16 protein-coding genes and 3 tRNA genes are annotated in these 16,598 nt (G+C 40.5%); 9 read left to right on the plus strand and 10 right to left on the minus strand.

What is annotated here, in order from left to right; all coding sequences use genetic code 11:
- Positions 1-368 precede the first annotated feature (368 nt).
- Positions 369-1,955: an RAD55 family ATPase gene (locus DYY65_RS07065; RefSeq protein ID WP_162477275.1), complete on the plus strand. Its 1,587-nt coding sequence runs from the start codon at positions 369-371 to the stop codon at positions 1,953-1,955.
- Here the strand turns inward: DYY65_RS07065 and DYY65_RS07070 are convergent.
- Both DYY65_RS07070 and DYY65_RS13000 read right to left on the minus strand, forming a co-directional pair.
- A complete protein-coding gene (locus DYY65_RS07070; RefSeq protein WP_162477276.1) occupies positions 1,952-2,149 on the minus strand; it encodes a hypothetical protein in 198 nt (65 codons plus the stop codon). The genes DYY65_RS07065 and DYY65_RS07070 overlap by 4 nt on opposite strands.
- Entirely contained in the window at positions 2,118-2,249 is a 132-nt protein-coding gene (locus DYY65_RS13000) for a winged helix-turn-helix domain-containing protein (protein ID WP_162477277.1), read from the minus strand. The genes DYY65_RS07070 and DYY65_RS13000 overlap by 32 nt, the downstream gene beginning before the upstream one ends.
- A 644-nt stretch (positions 2,250-2,893) precedes the next feature.
- Here DYY65_RS13000 and DYY65_RS07080 point away from each other — a divergent pair.
- Positions 2,894-3,847, plus strand: a complete 954-nt coding sequence (locus DYY65_RS07080; protein WP_162477278.1) for a metallophosphoesterase family protein — start codon at positions 2,894-2,896, stop codon at positions 3,845-3,847.
- A gap of 2 nt (positions 3,848-3,849) precedes the next feature.
- Here DYY65_RS07080 and DYY65_RS07085 read toward each other — a convergent pair whose 3' ends face one another.
- Entirely contained in the window at positions 3,850-4,776 is a 927-nt protein-coding gene (locus DYY65_RS07085; RefSeq protein WP_162477279.1) for a transcription initiation factor IIB, read from the minus strand.
- A 230-nt stretch (positions 4,777-5,006) separates the two neighbouring features.
- Between DYY65_RS07085 and DYY65_RS07090 the strand changes: the two genes are divergently transcribed.
- A complete protein-coding gene (locus DYY65_RS07090) occupies positions 5,007-6,401 on the plus strand; it encodes a glycosyltransferase family 2 protein (protein WP_162477280.1) in 1,395 nt (464 codons plus the stop codon).
- A 33-nt stretch (positions 6,402-6,434) separates the two neighbouring features.
- Here DYY65_RS07090 and DYY65_RS07095 read toward each other — a convergent pair whose 3' ends face one another.
- Together DYY65_RS07095 and DYY65_RS07100 are read right to left on the minus strand one after the other, a co-directional pair.
- The gene (locus DYY65_RS07095) at positions 6,435-6,659 is read right to left on the minus strand and encodes a hypothetical protein (protein WP_162477281.1); all 225 of its coding nucleotides are present in this window, start codon (positions 6,657-6,659) and stop codon (positions 6,435-6,437) included.
- Between the two features lie 610 nt (positions 6,660-7,269).
- Positions 7,270-7,367, minus strand: a tRNA-Leu gene (locus DYY65_RS07100).
- A gap of 248 nt (positions 7,368-7,615) precedes the next feature.
- Between DYY65_RS07100 and DYY65_RS07105 the strand changes: the two genes are divergently transcribed.
- Positions 7,616-7,903, plus strand: coding sequence for an OB-fold nucleic acid binding domain-containing protein (locus tag DYY65_RS07105; protein WP_162477282.1), 288 nt, complete (start codon positions 7,616-7,618; stop codon positions 7,901-7,903).
- 68 nt (positions 7,904-7,971) lie between these two features.
- On the opposite strand, the gene DYY65_RS07110 is transcribed toward DYY65_RS07105, so the two are convergent.
- Complete coding sequence (locus tag DYY65_RS07110) at positions 7,972-8,709, minus strand: proteasome assembly chaperone family protein (protein ID WP_236561719.1); 738 nt, start codon at positions 8,707-8,709, stop codon at positions 7,972-7,974.
- A gap of 330 nt (positions 8,710-9,039) precedes the next feature.
- Between DYY65_RS07110 and DYY65_RS07115 the strand changes: the two genes are divergently transcribed.
- Both DYY65_RS07115 and DYY65_RS07120 read left to right on the plus strand, forming a co-directional pair.
- Positions 9,040-9,113: transfer RNA gene (locus tag DYY65_RS07115), tRNA-Thr, on the plus strand.
- Positions 9,114-9,348: 235 nt separating this feature from the next.
- A tRNA-Leu gene (locus DYY65_RS07120) sits at positions 9,349-9,466 on the plus strand.
- 10 nt (positions 9,467-9,476) lie between these two features.
- Here the strand turns inward: DYY65_RS07120 and pdxT are convergent.
- Both pdxT and pdxS read right to left on the minus strand, forming a co-directional pair.
- Entirely contained in the window at positions 9,477-10,136 is a 660-nt protein-coding gene (gene pdxT / locus DYY65_RS07125) for a pyridoxal 5'-phosphate synthase glutaminase subunit PdxT (protein ID WP_162477284.1), read from the minus strand.
- Positions 10,133-11,095 carry a pyridoxal 5'-phosphate synthase lyase subunit PdxS gene (gene pdxS, locus DYY65_RS07130; RefSeq protein WP_162477285.1) on the minus strand — a complete coding sequence of 321 codons (963 nt, stop codon included), beginning with the start codon at positions 11,093-11,095 and terminating at the stop codon, positions 10,133-10,135. Before pdxS ends, pdxT begins: the two co-directional genes overlap by 4 nt.
- 709 nt (positions 11,096-11,804) lie before the next feature.
- Between pdxS and DYY65_RS12210 the strand changes: the two genes are divergently transcribed.
- The 3 genes from DYY65_RS12210 to DYY65_RS07140 all read left to right on the plus strand — a co-directional run bounded on the left by DYY65_RS12210 (position 11,805) and on the right by DYY65_RS07140 (position 14,950).
- A complete protein-coding gene (locus tag DYY65_RS12210) occupies positions 11,805-11,960 on the plus strand; it encodes a hypothetical protein (RefSeq protein ID WP_236561720.1) in 156 nt (51 codons plus the stop codon).
- 61 nt (positions 11,961-12,021) lie between these two features.
- Positions 12,022-13,989: a 2-oxoacid:ferredoxin oxidoreductase subunit alpha gene (locus tag DYY65_RS07135; protein WP_162477286.1), complete on the plus strand. Its 1,968-nt coding sequence runs from the start codon at positions 12,022-12,024 to the stop codon at positions 13,987-13,989.
- A complete protein-coding gene (locus tag DYY65_RS07140; protein ID WP_162477287.1) occupies positions 13,979-14,950 on the plus strand; it encodes a 2-oxoacid:ferredoxin oxidoreductase subunit beta in 972 nt (323 codons plus the stop codon). The genes DYY65_RS07135 and DYY65_RS07140 overlap by 11 nt, the downstream gene beginning before the upstream one ends.
- A gap of 287 nt (positions 14,951-15,237) precedes the next feature.
- On the opposite strand, the gene DYY65_RS07145 is transcribed toward DYY65_RS07140, so the two are convergent.
- Together DYY65_RS07145 and DYY65_RS07150 are read right to left on the minus strand one after the other, a co-directional pair.
- Positions 15,238-15,888 (minus strand): ammonia monooxygenase, encoded by a 651-nt coding sequence (locus tag DYY65_RS07145; RefSeq protein ID WP_162477288.1) that lies wholly within the window; start codon positions 15,886-15,888, stop codon positions 15,238-15,240.
- A 174-nt stretch (positions 15,889-16,062) separates the two neighbouring features.
- Positions 16,063-16,359 carry a hypothetical protein gene (locus tag DYY65_RS07150; protein WP_162477289.1) on the minus strand — a complete coding sequence of 99 codons (297 nt, stop codon included), beginning with the start codon at positions 16,357-16,359 and terminating at the stop codon, positions 16,063-16,065.
- Positions 16,360-16,598 lie beyond the last annotated feature (239 nt).

Below are 16,598 nucleotides of genomic sequence, written 5' to 3' on the forward strand. Positions count from 1 at the left end.
ATACTCCATTCATCGAATGGAACTCTTTTGTCTATTAAAGAGTCTCCTTTATAGAAGATTGTATCGAATAATGTTGTATCGGTGGTATAATGGCTATGAAGACTATATGCGAAGATCGTGCCCTAGGTGGCCACTTGGTAATTGTAGCAAGAAGCTCTAAGTGCGCCTAAGCATTAAATTGCCTGGAAGCAAGTGAGCATAGCGGATCTTCTTCTAGAGGTAAGATTGCTAGATAAATGGAATCAATAGAAAATAATACCAGAATTATGTCAATAATTGTGGTACACGATTGAAACAAGCCGGTTTAGAGGACATCTATGGCAGGGAATAATGATTTGTAACTTTTTGGCTAACGTGACAAAATGTCTTTGCCACTAAGAACAAAAAGAATTTTTATTACCGCAATAGAAGACCATACTACTTTGGAAAAAGGTGCGGGAGGTTTTCCCAACCGGCTCTACGAAAATAAGGCTAATAATAGCAAAAATCCAATAATGCAAATTCCTAATGAGCTACTGCAATTTGTTCGCCGAGATACGTATTCGCTACTTGTTAAAGGAGATGCAGGGGCAGGAAAGACAACACTGTCCCTCACCATCCTTAGAGCCCTAAGAATAACAACCAATTTTTTCTATATTTCAACCAGGTTGTCCCCAAAACAACTTTTCATCTATTATCCTTGGCTGGGGAAATATATGAACATCGTGAATCAAGCCGAAATGGCACCACAAGCCTCAACTCAACGAACTAGCTATAACGCTCCAAGTTTCGAGGATGCGCGACTTGACGAACCTGAATCACTATTTGAGAGGATTACCAACCAATTAATGGATGTTAAGTCTCCTATAATCATAATCGATAGTTGGGATGCTGTTGCCTCATTTATGGACAAAGAAGCTCGCTTGAATAATGAGCGCGTATTACAGACCTGGCGTGAGCGCGCAGGCGCAAAGCTAATTTTCATTAGTGAAAATCCAAATGACACGACGCTAGATTTTTTGGTCGATGGAATTGTAAATTTGAGCCAGAATTTATACAGTGGAGCGAGGATCAGAGAATTGACTCTGACAAAATTGAGGGGAATAAGAATTAATAAATTTTGTTATATATTTAGCCTAAATAATGGGACTTTCAAAAGCTACGGTGTATCTGATCCGAGCGGATTTATGATCAATCGTCGGTCTATCGGTAATCAGCCTAATATTGCTAGTCCTAACGGAGTAAGACGAAACTTGCAGACATACAAGTCAGACCCAACCAAGCTAAATTACATCAGGAGTAGTTATAAAAACCTAGACGCAGCACTTGGTGGAGGCTTTCCTACGAAAAGCATCGTATTCCTCCATGCCCATCCAGAGGTGAGCATTAAGGTGTTATCCTTGTTTTTGGCATGCATAATCTCGAAAATGCTCGAAGACGGCAGTCCTGTAATAATCCATGATACTAGGGAAATTGATGCCGAACTAATCAGGGGCTACGTACAAACACACTCATCATCGGAAACCAAAACTGACATGTTAAGAATTTTTTCTCAATTTTTGCCTGATGAACCCCTGCAAGAGAAATCGGTACTACGCTCCCAAAAATCTAGAGAGACTCTAGGACTACCAGGATCAATAAGGAACGCGTTGGAGAAAACTAGGAGAAATTATCCTGACAGGCTACTGGTCAATATCCTAGGATTACGTGCTTGCCGCGACATCTGGGAATATGGAGAACAGAGTAACTCATTCGGCAGAAGGAATGACTTTGGCCAGGCAGACTTAACATTCATAATTGGTACCCAGGCTTTTAACGATGAGTCCAAGGTTTTCGACTTCGATATTCATCTTTATATTCAACATGTTAGAGGCACCTTAGTTATGCACTCTATTGTACCTGAAACTCATTCATACGCAATAGTGGTGGAGAGAGCTTTTGGGTACCCAATCGTCAAACTTGAACCCCTACTTTAAATAGCATTAGCATCAAAGGGAAAATATTGTCCATTTAAATCTTCGATGCCGACTGGGAGCATCTTTTGCATTTGGATGTAGAAAGAAAGAAACTTTCTCCCCTTTTGGGTAATTCTATAAACTAACTTATTACCAGTTTGAACTTCGCTGATTAGGTCGATCTCAAGACTCAAGATACAATTTGCATTGGTCATTACTCAATATTGCTCTGTACATTAGCTTAGTACGTGTTACTTCTCTAAATGAAGAGCTTAGAATTGCAGCTATGACTTCGTAACGGCTTCGGTTCTTCATTCTTGTGGACCAAAATATAAATACATTCTCTTTAACATGAGCGAAAGCATTATGTAGAAATATTATTCAGCAAATTGGAAACAGATATGAGATTCATCTCTGCTATTGTTATTTATACTAGGAATTCAATCAAAACCATGTAAGCTGCCTCCGCTATTCACTCAAAACGGACAGAGGCAGTGGCCTCTTGAATGACTCGGCTATAAGTTTGTACTTGCGAATAAATTTGTTACCAAACCCACTTGTTTTGAAAATGTGCCTCTTGGAGTTTGAGTGTTCCTGTACCATTTTTAACATACCACGATCAAGAATGAAATTATGGTTTTCATTCATCTGTATAGAATTCAAATTACATCTATACAGAATATGGGTCTTTCTAGCACGTTGACAGGATAAATTCGACTCCATCCTCTGGCATTCAGCGGCGAATATGATCTAAGGAACTTCATTTCTTAACCGCTTTTATAAAATATATAAGCTCATTTGACAAGAGGCTATGCTGTCAATTGTACTTGGGCTGATTGTATGCCTTATCAAGGACTGAATACTAACTAACATGTAATTTGTAAACCTTCAGAAGAAAAGTACCTTATAGAGAATTATTAATCTATTTAATAAGTTACTTAGCTATGGAAGAAACGTAGTTGTTCGACGAGCTTGAAAAGCTTTATACTGGTATGGAGGCCAATTCCTTTATCGAGCTTGTGGACATGGCCACAAATGTTCTCAGGCGAGAAAAACAGGCCAAACAAATCACTGGTGGCATTGTAGATGGACGGGTAATCAAGTTGACGGATGTTCCGGATGAGCTATTTATAGTAGGTGATCTTCACGGTGATCTCAGATCACTTTTAGTAATGTTAAATGAGATTGATTTTGAAAATAAGTTAGCCGACTCTAGAAATAAGCTCATATTTCTTGGTGATTATGTGGATAGAGGAACCCGCTCAGTAGCAGTATTATATGTAATCTGTTATCTAAAACACAAATTCCCGAACTCTGTAATCTTGATGCGTGGAAATCATGAAGCCCCGATGGAATTCCCTTTCTCGTCTCATGATTTACCAATTAGACTAACTCAGGAATTTGGTAAGAATTTGGCACGATCAATCTATTTTGATAAAATTTTACACTTCTTTCAATTACTGAGTTTGTTTGTGTTCGTCCCTGAACAAATCCACATGGTTCATGGTGGTCTTCCCACTGAATTGGGGTTGTCACGTAATTATAAAGCTAAGGCCATTCAGGATAAATCAATTACTAATGCTATGATGGAGGAATTATTGTGGAATGATCCAATTGAACACATCGGTCACGGTTTAGAATGGGAACATTCCAGGAGGGGGTATGGTAAACATTTTGGAATCGAAGTATCTAAGAGGTGGCTTGATGCCTCAGCTACTAAACTTGTTGTAAGAGGCCATGAACCCTGTCAAGGATTCAAAATTAATCATGGAGGGAGGATTTTGACATTGTTCACTTGTCGAGAGGCGTACCCCAATTTTGGAGCCGCATACTTGACAATAAGTGCAGATAAATTATTGAGTCTTACTCAAGGTAAAGATTTTGTCCAAAATATTAAAAAATTGGCAATCTAGCGTTATATTTCAAGGTTTGATTTGATTTCTTTGCATCTTTTCCGTAGGGAAACTGTAGAAATGTCGGCTACCTGACAGATTTCAACTTGGCGGAGGAACTCATTGCATGTCTGAGATGCCAGATATATAACTGCACCAGCTAACGCCCTAGGATTTTTGCCAATTGAAATTCTATTTTGTTGAACCTCTGAAAATATCTTCAATGCTTCCCTTTTTGTTTTCTCACTCAAATCCAGCCTATTAGATATCAATGTAACATAATCAGGCCCGTGAAGGACAGGCATTTGTAGAGAAAGTTCCCTTAATATCAATTTATAATGTGCCATCACATCCTTACTTGAAAGGTTGCAGACGGTTGCGACATCGGAGATAGTTTTCGGGGTAGCTGTCTCTCTGCACGCAGCATAAAGAGCTGCACCTACAAGTCCCAGCGTTGATCTGCCCTTGGCAAGCTTTTTTATCGCAGCTTTCCGGTAGATGTACGCTGCACTCTCCATTACTGCTTGACTGAGGTATAGTTTATCACCAAAATTATTCAAAAACTTCAACGCTTTTTCCAGGTTCCTAGAAATGGAATCATTCAGTTGTGACCTGTTATTCCAAGTGCGAAGTCTCTGCATTTTCATTCTCTGGGCTGGCTCCAATGCTTTACCTCTGGCATCAGTATCGCCCAAACCTATCAATGTAGATAGCCCTTTATGATGTATAGCTAAGGATTCAGGCAGTCCCGTTCTAGATCTATCACTGAAGCCAGACTGGCTGAGGTACCCAGTCGAATTTTCGGAGTTAAAGAATCTATCATTTGCAACGCAGCCACACGAGCTGCAAACGTATTCGCTCGAAACCATGTCAAATATAACGGTATAACCCTTACATTGTTCACAGTACGTCACATCATTGCCATCGTTGTTCTTAGTCTCTAGAGGCATTGGTTTTGGCCATTCGAAACAAGAACAGGAACGCTTATTAACCATAGTTTTTCTAGAAATTTGGTTATTCTATCTTAACTGACGTTTTACCTAGGTATTCTAGTCTATGGCCCATCTTTACTACGGGAATTGCATCAGGTTTCACTATTTGAAGACATCTTCACTATGCTGGATCGTGTTGGTTCTAGAAAGCGGTTATTATATATTATGAAGAAATTTGTGTCTAGATATTGTTAGACGACATTCTAGTAGGGCTCATAACTATTGTGTGGCTTACCAACGTTCCTATCGCACTAGTTTCTTTAATTAGATTTTTGAAGAACAGGCAATTATTTATCGGGAGTAACATACAACGAATTCATAACGATCCATTAATAATATTTCAAATTACTAGTCGTTCAGCTACAAAAACACCAGTAGTTGAACGTGGAATTAGTTCCATAATCGAATCTTGCAGCAAGATAAATTATAGCGATTATCGGATATCGGTAATTACTGATGATCCTCAGGATTTCGAGACCCTTGCTTACTCAGAAGCAGAGATAGTTTTGGTCGACAAAAGTTTTAAAAGCAATGCTATCAAGAAGGGACGAGCTTTACAATATGCAGTAGAACACAGGCGGAAAACAGGTGAAAATTGCAAAAAATACTGGATTTTTCACATGGATGATGAAAGCTATGTAACTCGGCAGACTGTGCTTTCCTTGCTCAAGGCAATTAGAGAAAATAAGGCTTTGGCTTTTGAGGGGCCTATTTTCTATCCTTTGAAATTCGAATCAGCAAACATCTTAACTGCACTTGCCGAATCCATTAGGCCATTCACATGCTATGATTGTGTGTCTCAAATGAGAAACGAACAATACGTAAAGACTTCCCCATTGCACATGCATGGAAGCAATCTATTGGTCCGATCAGATGTTGAAGACTCAATTGGCTGGAATTTTGGTCCCACTCTGGCCGAGGATCAAATGTTTGGATATCAAATGTACCACAAGTACGGAGCCAAATCTATGGGTTGGCATGGCGGCATGCTCCTTGAACAGCCTCCTTTAAACATTAAAGACCACTTCATGCAGAGACGCAGATGGATTTTAGGCAGTCTTCAGAATATAGACAAATTTCCTCCTATGCATCGGTTTAAGCTGTCCTATAAACTCTTGACATATTTTATGGGATTTGCATCTGGCTTCATTTCAATGATAATCTCATTACATGTAAACTTGCCACTCGTACTTGCCGCGTTACAAACCGTACTCACCTACAGAGTTGGTACAGATGGGATGTCAATCCTATCGAATCTGTCGAAACAACTGTACTCCGAATTATCATTGCATTTCTTTGGCAACATGGGTCCGTTCCAGTTTAGTATAGGAGCAATACTATTGTTTTCCTCCATCGTATGGCTCTTTTCTTACCAAATAGGACTTTTCTTAAATCTAAGATATTCTAAGGTGACATTGTCAAAGAGATTCTTTCTGCATTCACTTTCTCTCGTATTATGCCCTATTCTCGGGTTGGTTGAAACCTTTCCAGCTTTTTGGACTCTTATCGAGTATCATACCAAGCACAGATCTATGACATCGGAGAAAAATCTAGTCTACGACTTTTATGTCATAAATAAGTAAAAACAAATAGAGAACTTTCAAAAGGTCATCATTTCAGTATCCGTCTGCCTGTGGAAGCTCTCCATCAGTGGTGGTGATCTCATCTACTGCTCCCAGGCACTTGGTGCACCAATTTAATACTTTGGTCGATTTATTAAATGGGTAGATAGGTAGGCCGTATCTATCATTCACGTCTCCGCAATTAGGACAAACTTTACTTTGATTGCTATTATCAGCATTAGGGTTATACCAAGATGTATCGTCGGAATTATTGCTCATGGTTTGCGTATGATCATCTCAATATCCAATTAAATAAACCTTTTAATTTATAGTGTACAGTCCTTGTAATTAGATCTATTTATTTGGCCTTTCTGAGGTGACATATTGAAAGTCTTGAGGAGTGCTGATGTGGTAAAAATGGGCGGCTATCACTCGAAAAGAAAAGGCAATAAAAATTTATTGCTGATTTCCTTGCGTGCTATAAATGTGAAAGGTTGGCTTCAGGTCCCCGACTGTGAATGAGAATATTTATAGAACGTTATGATGTCTTGAAAGAATAAGTAGAAACTAGAACTAAATGGCCCTAGTTTTTCCGCCTACATAACATCATGGAAGAAATTAAGTTCAAATATGAAACCTTTGGCAATTATATTCTACTGGTTAAAAGATCGCAATCAATGAAATTTTGTTTGTACTAAAAGATGACCGACAGAAGAGAAGTAGAAGTCGTCAGTAGGATGTGAATTGCAGTTTTTGTTTGATAATAAATTGGACTGTATGTACTTTGTTTAATCCTAGCCGAATTTTATTCTATTGTAAGAGGGATGTTATAGCCAACTGCATTTAGTTCAAATCTCATGGTGGGTCGAGTATAGATTGTTACTCTCATTGGAGGGAGTGGGATTCGAACCCACGAACCCCTAAGGGACGGGATTACTTATATACATCTTGAGTCCTGCGCGTTTGACCAGGCTTCGCTATCCCTCCTCTTAAATATCTCCCGTCTATAATCCCTATTTCATGTTTACGCAGAATGTCTTTCCCATTAGTTCGTGTCAGTCAGTCAAAGAAATGCCTTAACAAGTGATACTCTAGTAACTTCGCCACAAAGTTTCCATTTTAAGGATAGTAATAGATAGATGATTAGCGAGCAATAATGGTTCTCATAGTTAATCTAGTGATACAGTTCATCAATTCAGAACCTTTATTATAACTGTAAAGTAAAACAGTGGGAAATGAAGATAAATGAGTTAAAACCGGGAATGAGAGGAGTTAATGTGGAGGGAAAGATTGATAGTGTTACAGAACCAAGATCAGTAAACCTCCGCACTGGCGGCACAGCTCAAGTTGCAGACGCTTTAATATCGGATGAGACTGGTCAAATTAAACTCTCTCTATGGGATGACCAGATTAACCTCGTCAAACAAGGGGATAATGTTGCTATTGAAAACGGTTACACACAAGCATTTCGAGGAGAGAACAGCCTCAATATTGGGAGATATGGAAAAATAAAAAGGGCATAAATGAGAACTCATCAGTCTTTATTATTCAATGGTACCGCTCCATTTCACGTTGTATAACTAGTATAGAATTAGCTGATATAGCCCATATCTGATGGTCTAGTGGCTACAGAAGTTTGCTGTCGCGCCGTTCTTCCACTCATCTGCTGTTCTATCGTTTCAATAAGCGTCTCAGTATCTTTTGCTCTCTTATCCAAATTTTTCATATCTATGCCTATGCCAATAATTGACAGGAGGGTTTCAAGGATGGACTTGGATGCTTTAGCGTCTACCACATATCCAGAGGTTTCGCCAAGGAGGCAGGTTCCCCTAATCCCACGAAGCTTTGCGCTACCAATTATAAGGCCATTCATACCAGTGATGCTTCCCCCATCCATCACTGAGATGCTGCGTTCGCTAAAAGACTTAATCGTATCAGTATCAGTTGCCGTACCGAAAATCCTTGGCTTTTCTACAAACACCCCAGTGATATAAGCGGCCAGGGTAAAAATGTGTGACGTGTTGAATTTTACTGCTATATTCAAGATTTCTTCAGCTAACATATATTCAGAGTCAGGATTAGCTGGCTGAGAATCTCCTGTAAGCAGTAATAAATTAGTTCCGGAAGAATTTGGCTTGTCTGAGTAGAATATTGTGTTCTTCATAAGGTCTGCGGTACCATCAGATCGTATCAAAACTTGTGGAGGGAAAGATGTGGAATAAATATCCGCTAGATGTTCAGCGTGCAACTCCTCTATTAAATGGTCCACAGCCATCTTTCCAACGTATCCGCTTCCAGGAAAGCCACATATTAAATACGGAGACTTCAATTCTGGCAATTTTCCTTTGGAGTAAAGGATCCTTATACCAGGACATGGCGGTAGCATGAAATTACCGAGTGACACTTACCCTTTAAAACGTTGCTAGAAAGCAAGACAATCATTGCTATCATCTTGAATGCAGCCATCTACGTGCGGCCTTCGACTGTCGATTACGATTTTCATCTTTGGTGGGAAAGATGCAGCGCTACAGCGTGGTCGAGTAGTGTTTCAAAAATTAAATTCAGTCGAAACCGTGAGCTAAATAAAGCCCCTATTAATTCTACTTATGTGTTCATCACCTCCCTGGAACTTTCGAAATCAGTCGCTTGCAATCCTGGTGCCTTGGTAGCTCAGCCCGGTAGAGCGTTGCCTTGGTAAGGCAAAGGTCGCGGGTCCAAATCCCGCCCAAGGCTCTATCAATAATGCCACACAAATGAAATTCAGAAATTTAGACTCCTTTGTAATACGGCGAATATCATTAAAATAATCGCTTTCAGCAAATGTTATATCGTATCAATAATTTCAACGGCTCAATACATCTTGATACTCGTGGTTTTGGGATTCACCATGGACTTAAATTCAATTCTAGCCGAATATTATATAATTACGCTTTTATTATATGCCTATTGAATCCATAATAAAGCAAAAGCGGGGGTTGTAGAGCCTGGCCAAATAATCTAATGAATTTGGAGACGCGGGACTTAAGATCAAAAAATGGGTGATCCCGTCCTTCAGAGGTTCGTGGGTTCGAATCCCACCCCCCGCACGTAATAATTCTAAACAGCATTGCTATCGACTGTCAGTTTCTTTAATTTATAATCCTTTACTACTCGGATGAATTCTTTATGGATTCTGTTGTCTCCAGATAATTCTGGATGGAATGAAGTGGCAATGATATTCCTTTGCCTAACTCCAACGATCTTATCGTCAAGTCTTGCGATAATGTCAACAGCGTTGCCTACTTCGCTAACAATTGGTGCACGAATAAATACCCCTTTAAAGGCACTGTTTTGTCCCAGCGCCGGTATTTGCAATCCTGCCTCAAAGGAGTCTTTCTGTCTACCAAAAGCATTTCGTTCTACAACAATATCCAAGGATGAAAGCAATTCTTGCTTAGTATCCCCAATTATTCGATCGTATGCACGTCTTGACAACATTATCATGCCGGCGCATGTTCCGAGTACTGGCATGTCTTCCATGATGCGCCTTTTGATTGCAGTTAATAAGCCATCACGTATTTTGATGAGAGTACCAACGACAGTGCTTTCTCCTCCGGGCAGAATCAAACCGTCAATCTCGTTTAAGTCTTGAGAATATTTAACAAGTTGCACAGTACCTGTCAGCTTCAGATGGTTCAGCGCGTCCTCTGCTACTTTTTTATTTTCTTCAATGTCACCTTGGATGCCAAGTATCCCAATAGTTATTTTTGATTTCAAACTGATGGTCCTCGTTCTTGCATTTTTAATTCCAAGTGGTTCGTATCCAGACCGAGCATAGATTTCTTCTCGTCGACCATCTTCTGAGCCTCGAATACAATCTTTGGATTGTCATGGTAAGCAACTGCTAGAACTATGGCTTGAGCACGCTCTGATGCATCATCAGCCTTGAATACGCCTGAGCCCACAAACACGCCGTCACAACCAAGATTCATTAGTAGGGCAGCATCGGCTGGCGTCGAGATTCCTCCAGCCGCAAAGTTAACAACTGGTATTCTTCCTATTTTAGCAGTTTCCTCTACTAAAGGAAGTGAAACCATGAGCTCTCTAGAAGCTTTAATCAATTCAGGATAGTTTTCTGAGAGCGAGCAGACGTGCCGAATCTCGTTGTTAACGCGTGTTATGTGCGTCACTGCTTCTGCAACATTGCCTGTACCTGGCTCACCTTTTGTCCTTATCATGGCGCATCCTTCCTCTACTCTTCTCAATGCTTCTCCGAGATTTTTTGCTCCGTTTACAAAAGGTGTTGTATAATTCCATTTCCAGATATGCCTTAATTCGTCAGCTGGGGTCAGGACCTCACTCTCATCTATCATATCTACTCCCATGACAGAAAGTATGTCTGCCTCTGAAACGTGTCCAATGCGGCACTTCGCCATAATAGGTATCGAAACTGCATCCATTATGTCTTCGATAGTCTTAACACTAGCTGTCCGTGCTACTCCACCAGACTTTCTGACATCGTAGGGGAGCTTATCCAATACCATGACGGCCACAGCACCAGCTTCTTCTGCGATTTGTGATTGCTCAACACTGGTAACATCCATTATAACACCATGTTTCTGCATGTGAGCGAACCCTCGCTTGAGAAGAGTAGTTCCCCTGTTGGCGGAATTTTCGGACTTTATATACCCAATGCCCTTACTTTCATATTCTGCAGCTACGAGAGATATCGTCATGAAGGAAGTTCCAACATCACTTATTTAGATATTATTTTTTTGTAATCGATTTGTTGAAGCCATTAGAGATAAACAGTCATTTCCTTGACCTAGCAAGGCCTTGAACTTGTAATCAATTTTTTGTAAATGTATGGATGATACAGTTCCGCATGCTTAGAGGTATCATTGAATGACCGTCTTGAATGCACCTTGATAAGTTATTCAGCCTGTCATGTAATTCTGTGAGTGAATTAGGAATTCTAGTATAATTTGCAAAATATATTATTATGCTCGTAATAACTCGACAGCTCTTTCTACGCTCAAACCAATCCAGACGAAGCATAGAAAATAGCGTCTTCATGCGGTATGACCTTTTAGTATCGCGAAAGTGCCAGTAGGTTTCGCAGTATTCCAAAACTAAACCTATATTGAAAGGTTAATATTGAAAGCTCAGAAATATTTAATAAATAAGCATTAGCAAAAAATATGGGAATTAGAACTGAAATTTGACCTGTCCGTGATTCTATTTTTGATCCCCATAGTCGCCATATTGGCTGTGTTCCTTCTTTTGGGCGCTGGAATGGTCTCGCACTAGCTACTCAACTTAACCGGTAATTGTTACAGTGTAGTGTGGCTAACACACCATTATCAGCTCCTGTTTCCCTTCCTAAAAAATTCAATATAGAATTGGGTCAGATAAAGTATAATAGGTCAGGTTGACGAAAAGTTCTTGTTGGTTGAGTCTGTAAATGAACGAAAAACGATCGATGGGGTAAGCTGTGACTACTGCGGAAATCCGATCGATGCATGTATGTGTGAATGCCCCTATTGTGGCGAGGTTGATGCATGCGAATGCTGCTTGTTTGATGCTGCTACCGGTGGATAATCCTAGCCTTAATGGAAAAATCATAAACCAATAAAAGGAAGACAATCCAAACCAAATCGTTATGTTACCCAACAAAGGGCCATTTGCCAATTCGTTGATCTGGATGATAGGCGGAGCCCAGGGTAGTGGCGTTGACTCTGCCGCTAATATTTTCTCTAGAGCTTGCTGTCAGGGAGGTTTCAAAGTATTTGGAAATAGGGAATATTATTCCAATATTAAAGGCGAACATAGTTATTTTACAGTCCGCGTTTCCGATGATCAAACGCGCTCTCATTTAGACGGCATAAATGTATTGGTAACTTTTGATGCTGAAACTGTCTTTAGACATGCATCTAATGTATTAAATGGAGGGATCATAATTTACGACTCAAATCTAAGCAATATTACTCTTAATGAAGTCCCCACAATTGACGCACCGGCAGTTAAGCGGATTGCCGAAATGTTCGAGAACCACGATTCGAATATCACTCTTGATCAGATATTAAATCTAGCCAGAGACAACGGAGCTGTATTATATGACATTCCGTACTACGAACTACTTAGGAAATTCTCTACCGAAATTAATGAGCCCGCTTTGAGCAAGTTGACAAGGATGATAAACGTCATGGCAGTCTCCGCTTCCTTGGCAGTGTTGGAATTTGACAGGGCCGTGCTGGCCAAGTCTATTAAATTAGTGTTTAGAGCAAAACCTAAAATAGGAGACATGAATGTGCTTGCTTCTAATTTTGCTTATGATTATGTGCGATCCAAATTTGGGCTATCGGGCAAGTTTAGACTGACATGTAAGCCTCCTTCAGAGCAGACAATACTCGTTCAAGGAAACCAATCTTCTGCGATGGGAAAGTTAGTCGCCGGTTGTAAATTCCAGACGTATTATCCTATAACACCTGCAAGTGATGATAGCGAGTTTCTTGAATCCAATCAAATAGTAGATCAAACGAATGATGACAAGGGTTCAATCGTTGTTGTCCAGACGGAAGATGAAATTGCTGCGATTGCCATGGCTATTGGTGGTGCATTAACTGGGGTTAGGACCGCTACTGCCACTTCAGGGCCTGGATTTTCGCTTATGACTGAAGCACTCGGCTGGTCGGGAATGAATGAAGTACCGCTGGTCGTTTCCTTATATCAGCGTACTGGCCCTGCAACTGGTCTGCCCACTAGGACTGAGCAGGGGGACTTGGTATTCGCCATTAATGCAGGCCACGGCGAATTTCCACGAATTGTTTTCGCTTCAGGCGATATTGAGGAGAGTTTTTATGATACTATAAAGGTGTTCAACTTTGCGGAAAAGTATCAAATGCCAGTCATCCACATGTTGGATAAGGCAATCGCTAACAGCGTGATGACGTGCGAGTATTTCGATCAATCCAGGATCACAATTGATAGAGGAAAGCTGGTTCAAAGTGTGCCAAAACAAACAGAATCTGGAGCTGCTGGTAATTATCTTAGGTTCAAGTTAGCCGACGGCCCTATTTCAAATAGGGTTCCGCTGGGAACAGAAAATGGGATATTCTGGAACACAGGAGACGAACATACCGAGGAGGGACACATCACTGAAGATCCGGCCATTCGAGTTGACATGATGGATAAGAGGTTGAGCAAACTCGATATTGCTCTGCAAGAAATTCCGAACGAAGACAAGGCTATAGCATACGGACATATGGACGATTCACTTGGCCTCACAATCGTCAGTTGGGGTTCAACCAAGGGAGCAATTCTTGATGCAATGGATCAGTTAAGATATGATGGAAAAAAAATACATTTTGTACAAGTGAGATTGATGAGCCCGTTTCCAACAGAACGACTCGAAAATATGTTGAATAACACAAGAATTTTAGTGGATATTGAAATGAATTATTCGTCACAGCTTGGATCATTAATTGAACGATATCTACATCGCCATATTGATTACAAGATAGTAAAATACAATGGCAGGCCTATTTCAGCCAGCGAGATTTATAATGCCTTGGCGCGAATTATTAACGGAAATGCATCTAGGAGAATGGTCTTGAAGCATGGTACTTAAGCTCGCTGACTACAAAACCAATGTTCACAATGACTGGTGCCCCGGTTGTGGCGATTTTGGCATTTTAAGTGCTATCCAAATGTCCCTAATGGATCTACAGGTCCCTCTGCACAAAGCTGCAATTTTTTCTGGAATTGGGTGTTCAGGCAAGACACCGCATTTCATCCATACTTACGGGATACATACACTTCACGGGAGGGTACTGCCTTTTGCTCAAGGCGCCAAGCTTTGTAATCCGGAATTAGAGGTCCTGGCAGTGGGGGGCGACGGAGATGGTCTCGGGATCGGAGCGGGTCACTTGGTTAGTGCTGGAAGAAGAAACGTAGATATGGTTTATATAGTCTTTAATAATGCTGTTTACGGCTTAACTAAGGGACAAGCTGCTCCGACCCTAAAACTTGGTATGAAAACTAAATCGTTGGCTCACCCTAATGTGAATAATTCCGTAAATCCTATTGCTTTAGCTTTAGTTTCTGGATTTACTTTTATCGGTAGAGGTTATTCTTACGATGTGAGGCATTTAAAGGACCTAATCTCACAAGCTATCAGACATAAGGGACTAGCATTCCTAGACGTACTGCAGCCTTGTCCCACTTATAATGATATTAACACCAAGGAGTGGTTCCAAGGGGCAGACAATGTTGATCCAGATACTGGAAAACAACTTCCTAGGACCTACAAATTAGAGGAGACGAATTATGATGGGGTTGTTCACAAATTGGAAGACCTAAACGAAAAGATGGGGAATGTAATAGGGAAATCTAATGAATGGGGGAACAAAATTCCGATCGGGGTTTTTTATAAGAATGATCACATCCCAAGTTACGAAGAGAGAATAACATCCAGAATAAATGACTATATGAATCGGCCTCCGTCAAGCCAGATTGTCTCGGATAAAGACGATAAACCAATTACTGATATTCGGAAAATTTTGGAGAAGCTTAAAGTCTATAATCGATAATTCTGATGGCATTGATCTATATCTGGAATGAGAGGCCTAGATTGATTATCCCTGAATCTCTAACTAATCTCAGGGAAGCGCCTTTCTGTCTTGAAATAAGTAGCTGAGCATCTCTCAATTAGTCCTCAAATTTCCAAATCAAAGTCTGAATTAAATTCTCAAATTTGATTTTGAAATTCATAGAATTTAATGAAATGTTATAACTGCATCCAATTGATAACTACAAATGGATTTGCGTGTTTGAATAATACTTTTACAAAAAGAAAAGTAAGGTTAGGATTTTTGGGTTAATCCCATTTGCTCCACGCGGCCATCCATCTATATGTCCACGTGTTCAATTTAGCACCCAAGGCCGCGATAGGCACAGTCAGGACTGCGGAAGCTCCCGAGCCCAGCGCTACGGGACTGTTATAGAACTTTCCGACCTGAGGCTCTATCGGCGTCATGTAAGGTGGTAATGTGGGTCTAGGATACTTGAATGCGACTTCCAATGGGTCCCGTACTAGGAGTAAGTTAATCATGTTGAACAGCGGAAGTGATAGACCGCACAACGTACCGCCAACAAGTATAAGCATGTGCTTATTCCGTCTCGTGGCCCAATACGTAAGGTCCAACAACATGGCTGAAGGTATCCACACTGGCACTGCAATGAAGTCATACGGATATCCCAAAGCAAACCACGCACCTTTTGCAACCCATGTATAGATGGTCATGATGGTTGCGTAATACGTGGCCGTTCCCGGCACTCCTGTGAAGAGCAAGTAATAGACAGCTCCTACTGCAAGCATGGTCGATTGTGATATCGAGAATACTACAAAGGATGTCCAAGCCCAGTCGGTGTAGAATATGTAGTCTCCTGCATTAATTGTCAGCAGCGTGCTATTGACAGCAACTACAACAATGAATAGGTAGTGGGTTGTACGTCTAAGCCAGACCATAGTTAACTAGATACTACGGCGAGTAATATATAAAATTTTATGTCATTCAAAACATGATACCACGAGAGCAGAATTGTTAATTGCTCAAATCTTTTGATATACTTCAGATTGTAATCAGTATCTAAAGAAAATTTGAAATCAGTATCTAAAGAAAAAAGAAAAGAACCCCGTGCTTTAAGGACGCATCGGTTTCTCGCCTGTGATCTTCATTATAAAAAAGAATCCTAATGCTTCGATCACAGTTAGCACGGAAAGTGCATAAATACCACTTGGCTCAGGATAAGCCCACGGATATACTGTCACTCCAACGTAGACCCCGCCAGCAGTCGCTGCCCAGCATAATGCGAATCCTAAAATGTAGATCCTTCGCCAGTACCCAGATTCAACCCTGTGCCCTATCATCCTTTCATAATCAGATCCTCCGCCTTCTCTTCGCCCGCCACCAGGTCCATATCCCTTTGGTAATGTCATCTAATCTAAGGAATCATCGAATATACTTTTAAGTTTTGCTGTTAAAGCTGACTGGCTTCGAGATATTTTGATGTACGTCTTCACTACTATTGATCAAAGAATCGATGGGTTCATCTGACCATTCAAAAGGACTGTACCTTACCAAAAATAAGAAAGACGAATGGTCTTCTCAGACCAAACGGCTGTTTGTGCTATTTCTGTCTGTTCTTGTTTACCTGTATTTTTATCCTTATCTTATG

It is taken from the genome of Nitrososphaera sp. AFS, from assembly GCF_009898475.1.
GTDB lineage: Archaea > Thermoproteota > Nitrososphaeria > Nitrososphaerales > Nitrososphaeraceae > Nitrosopolaris.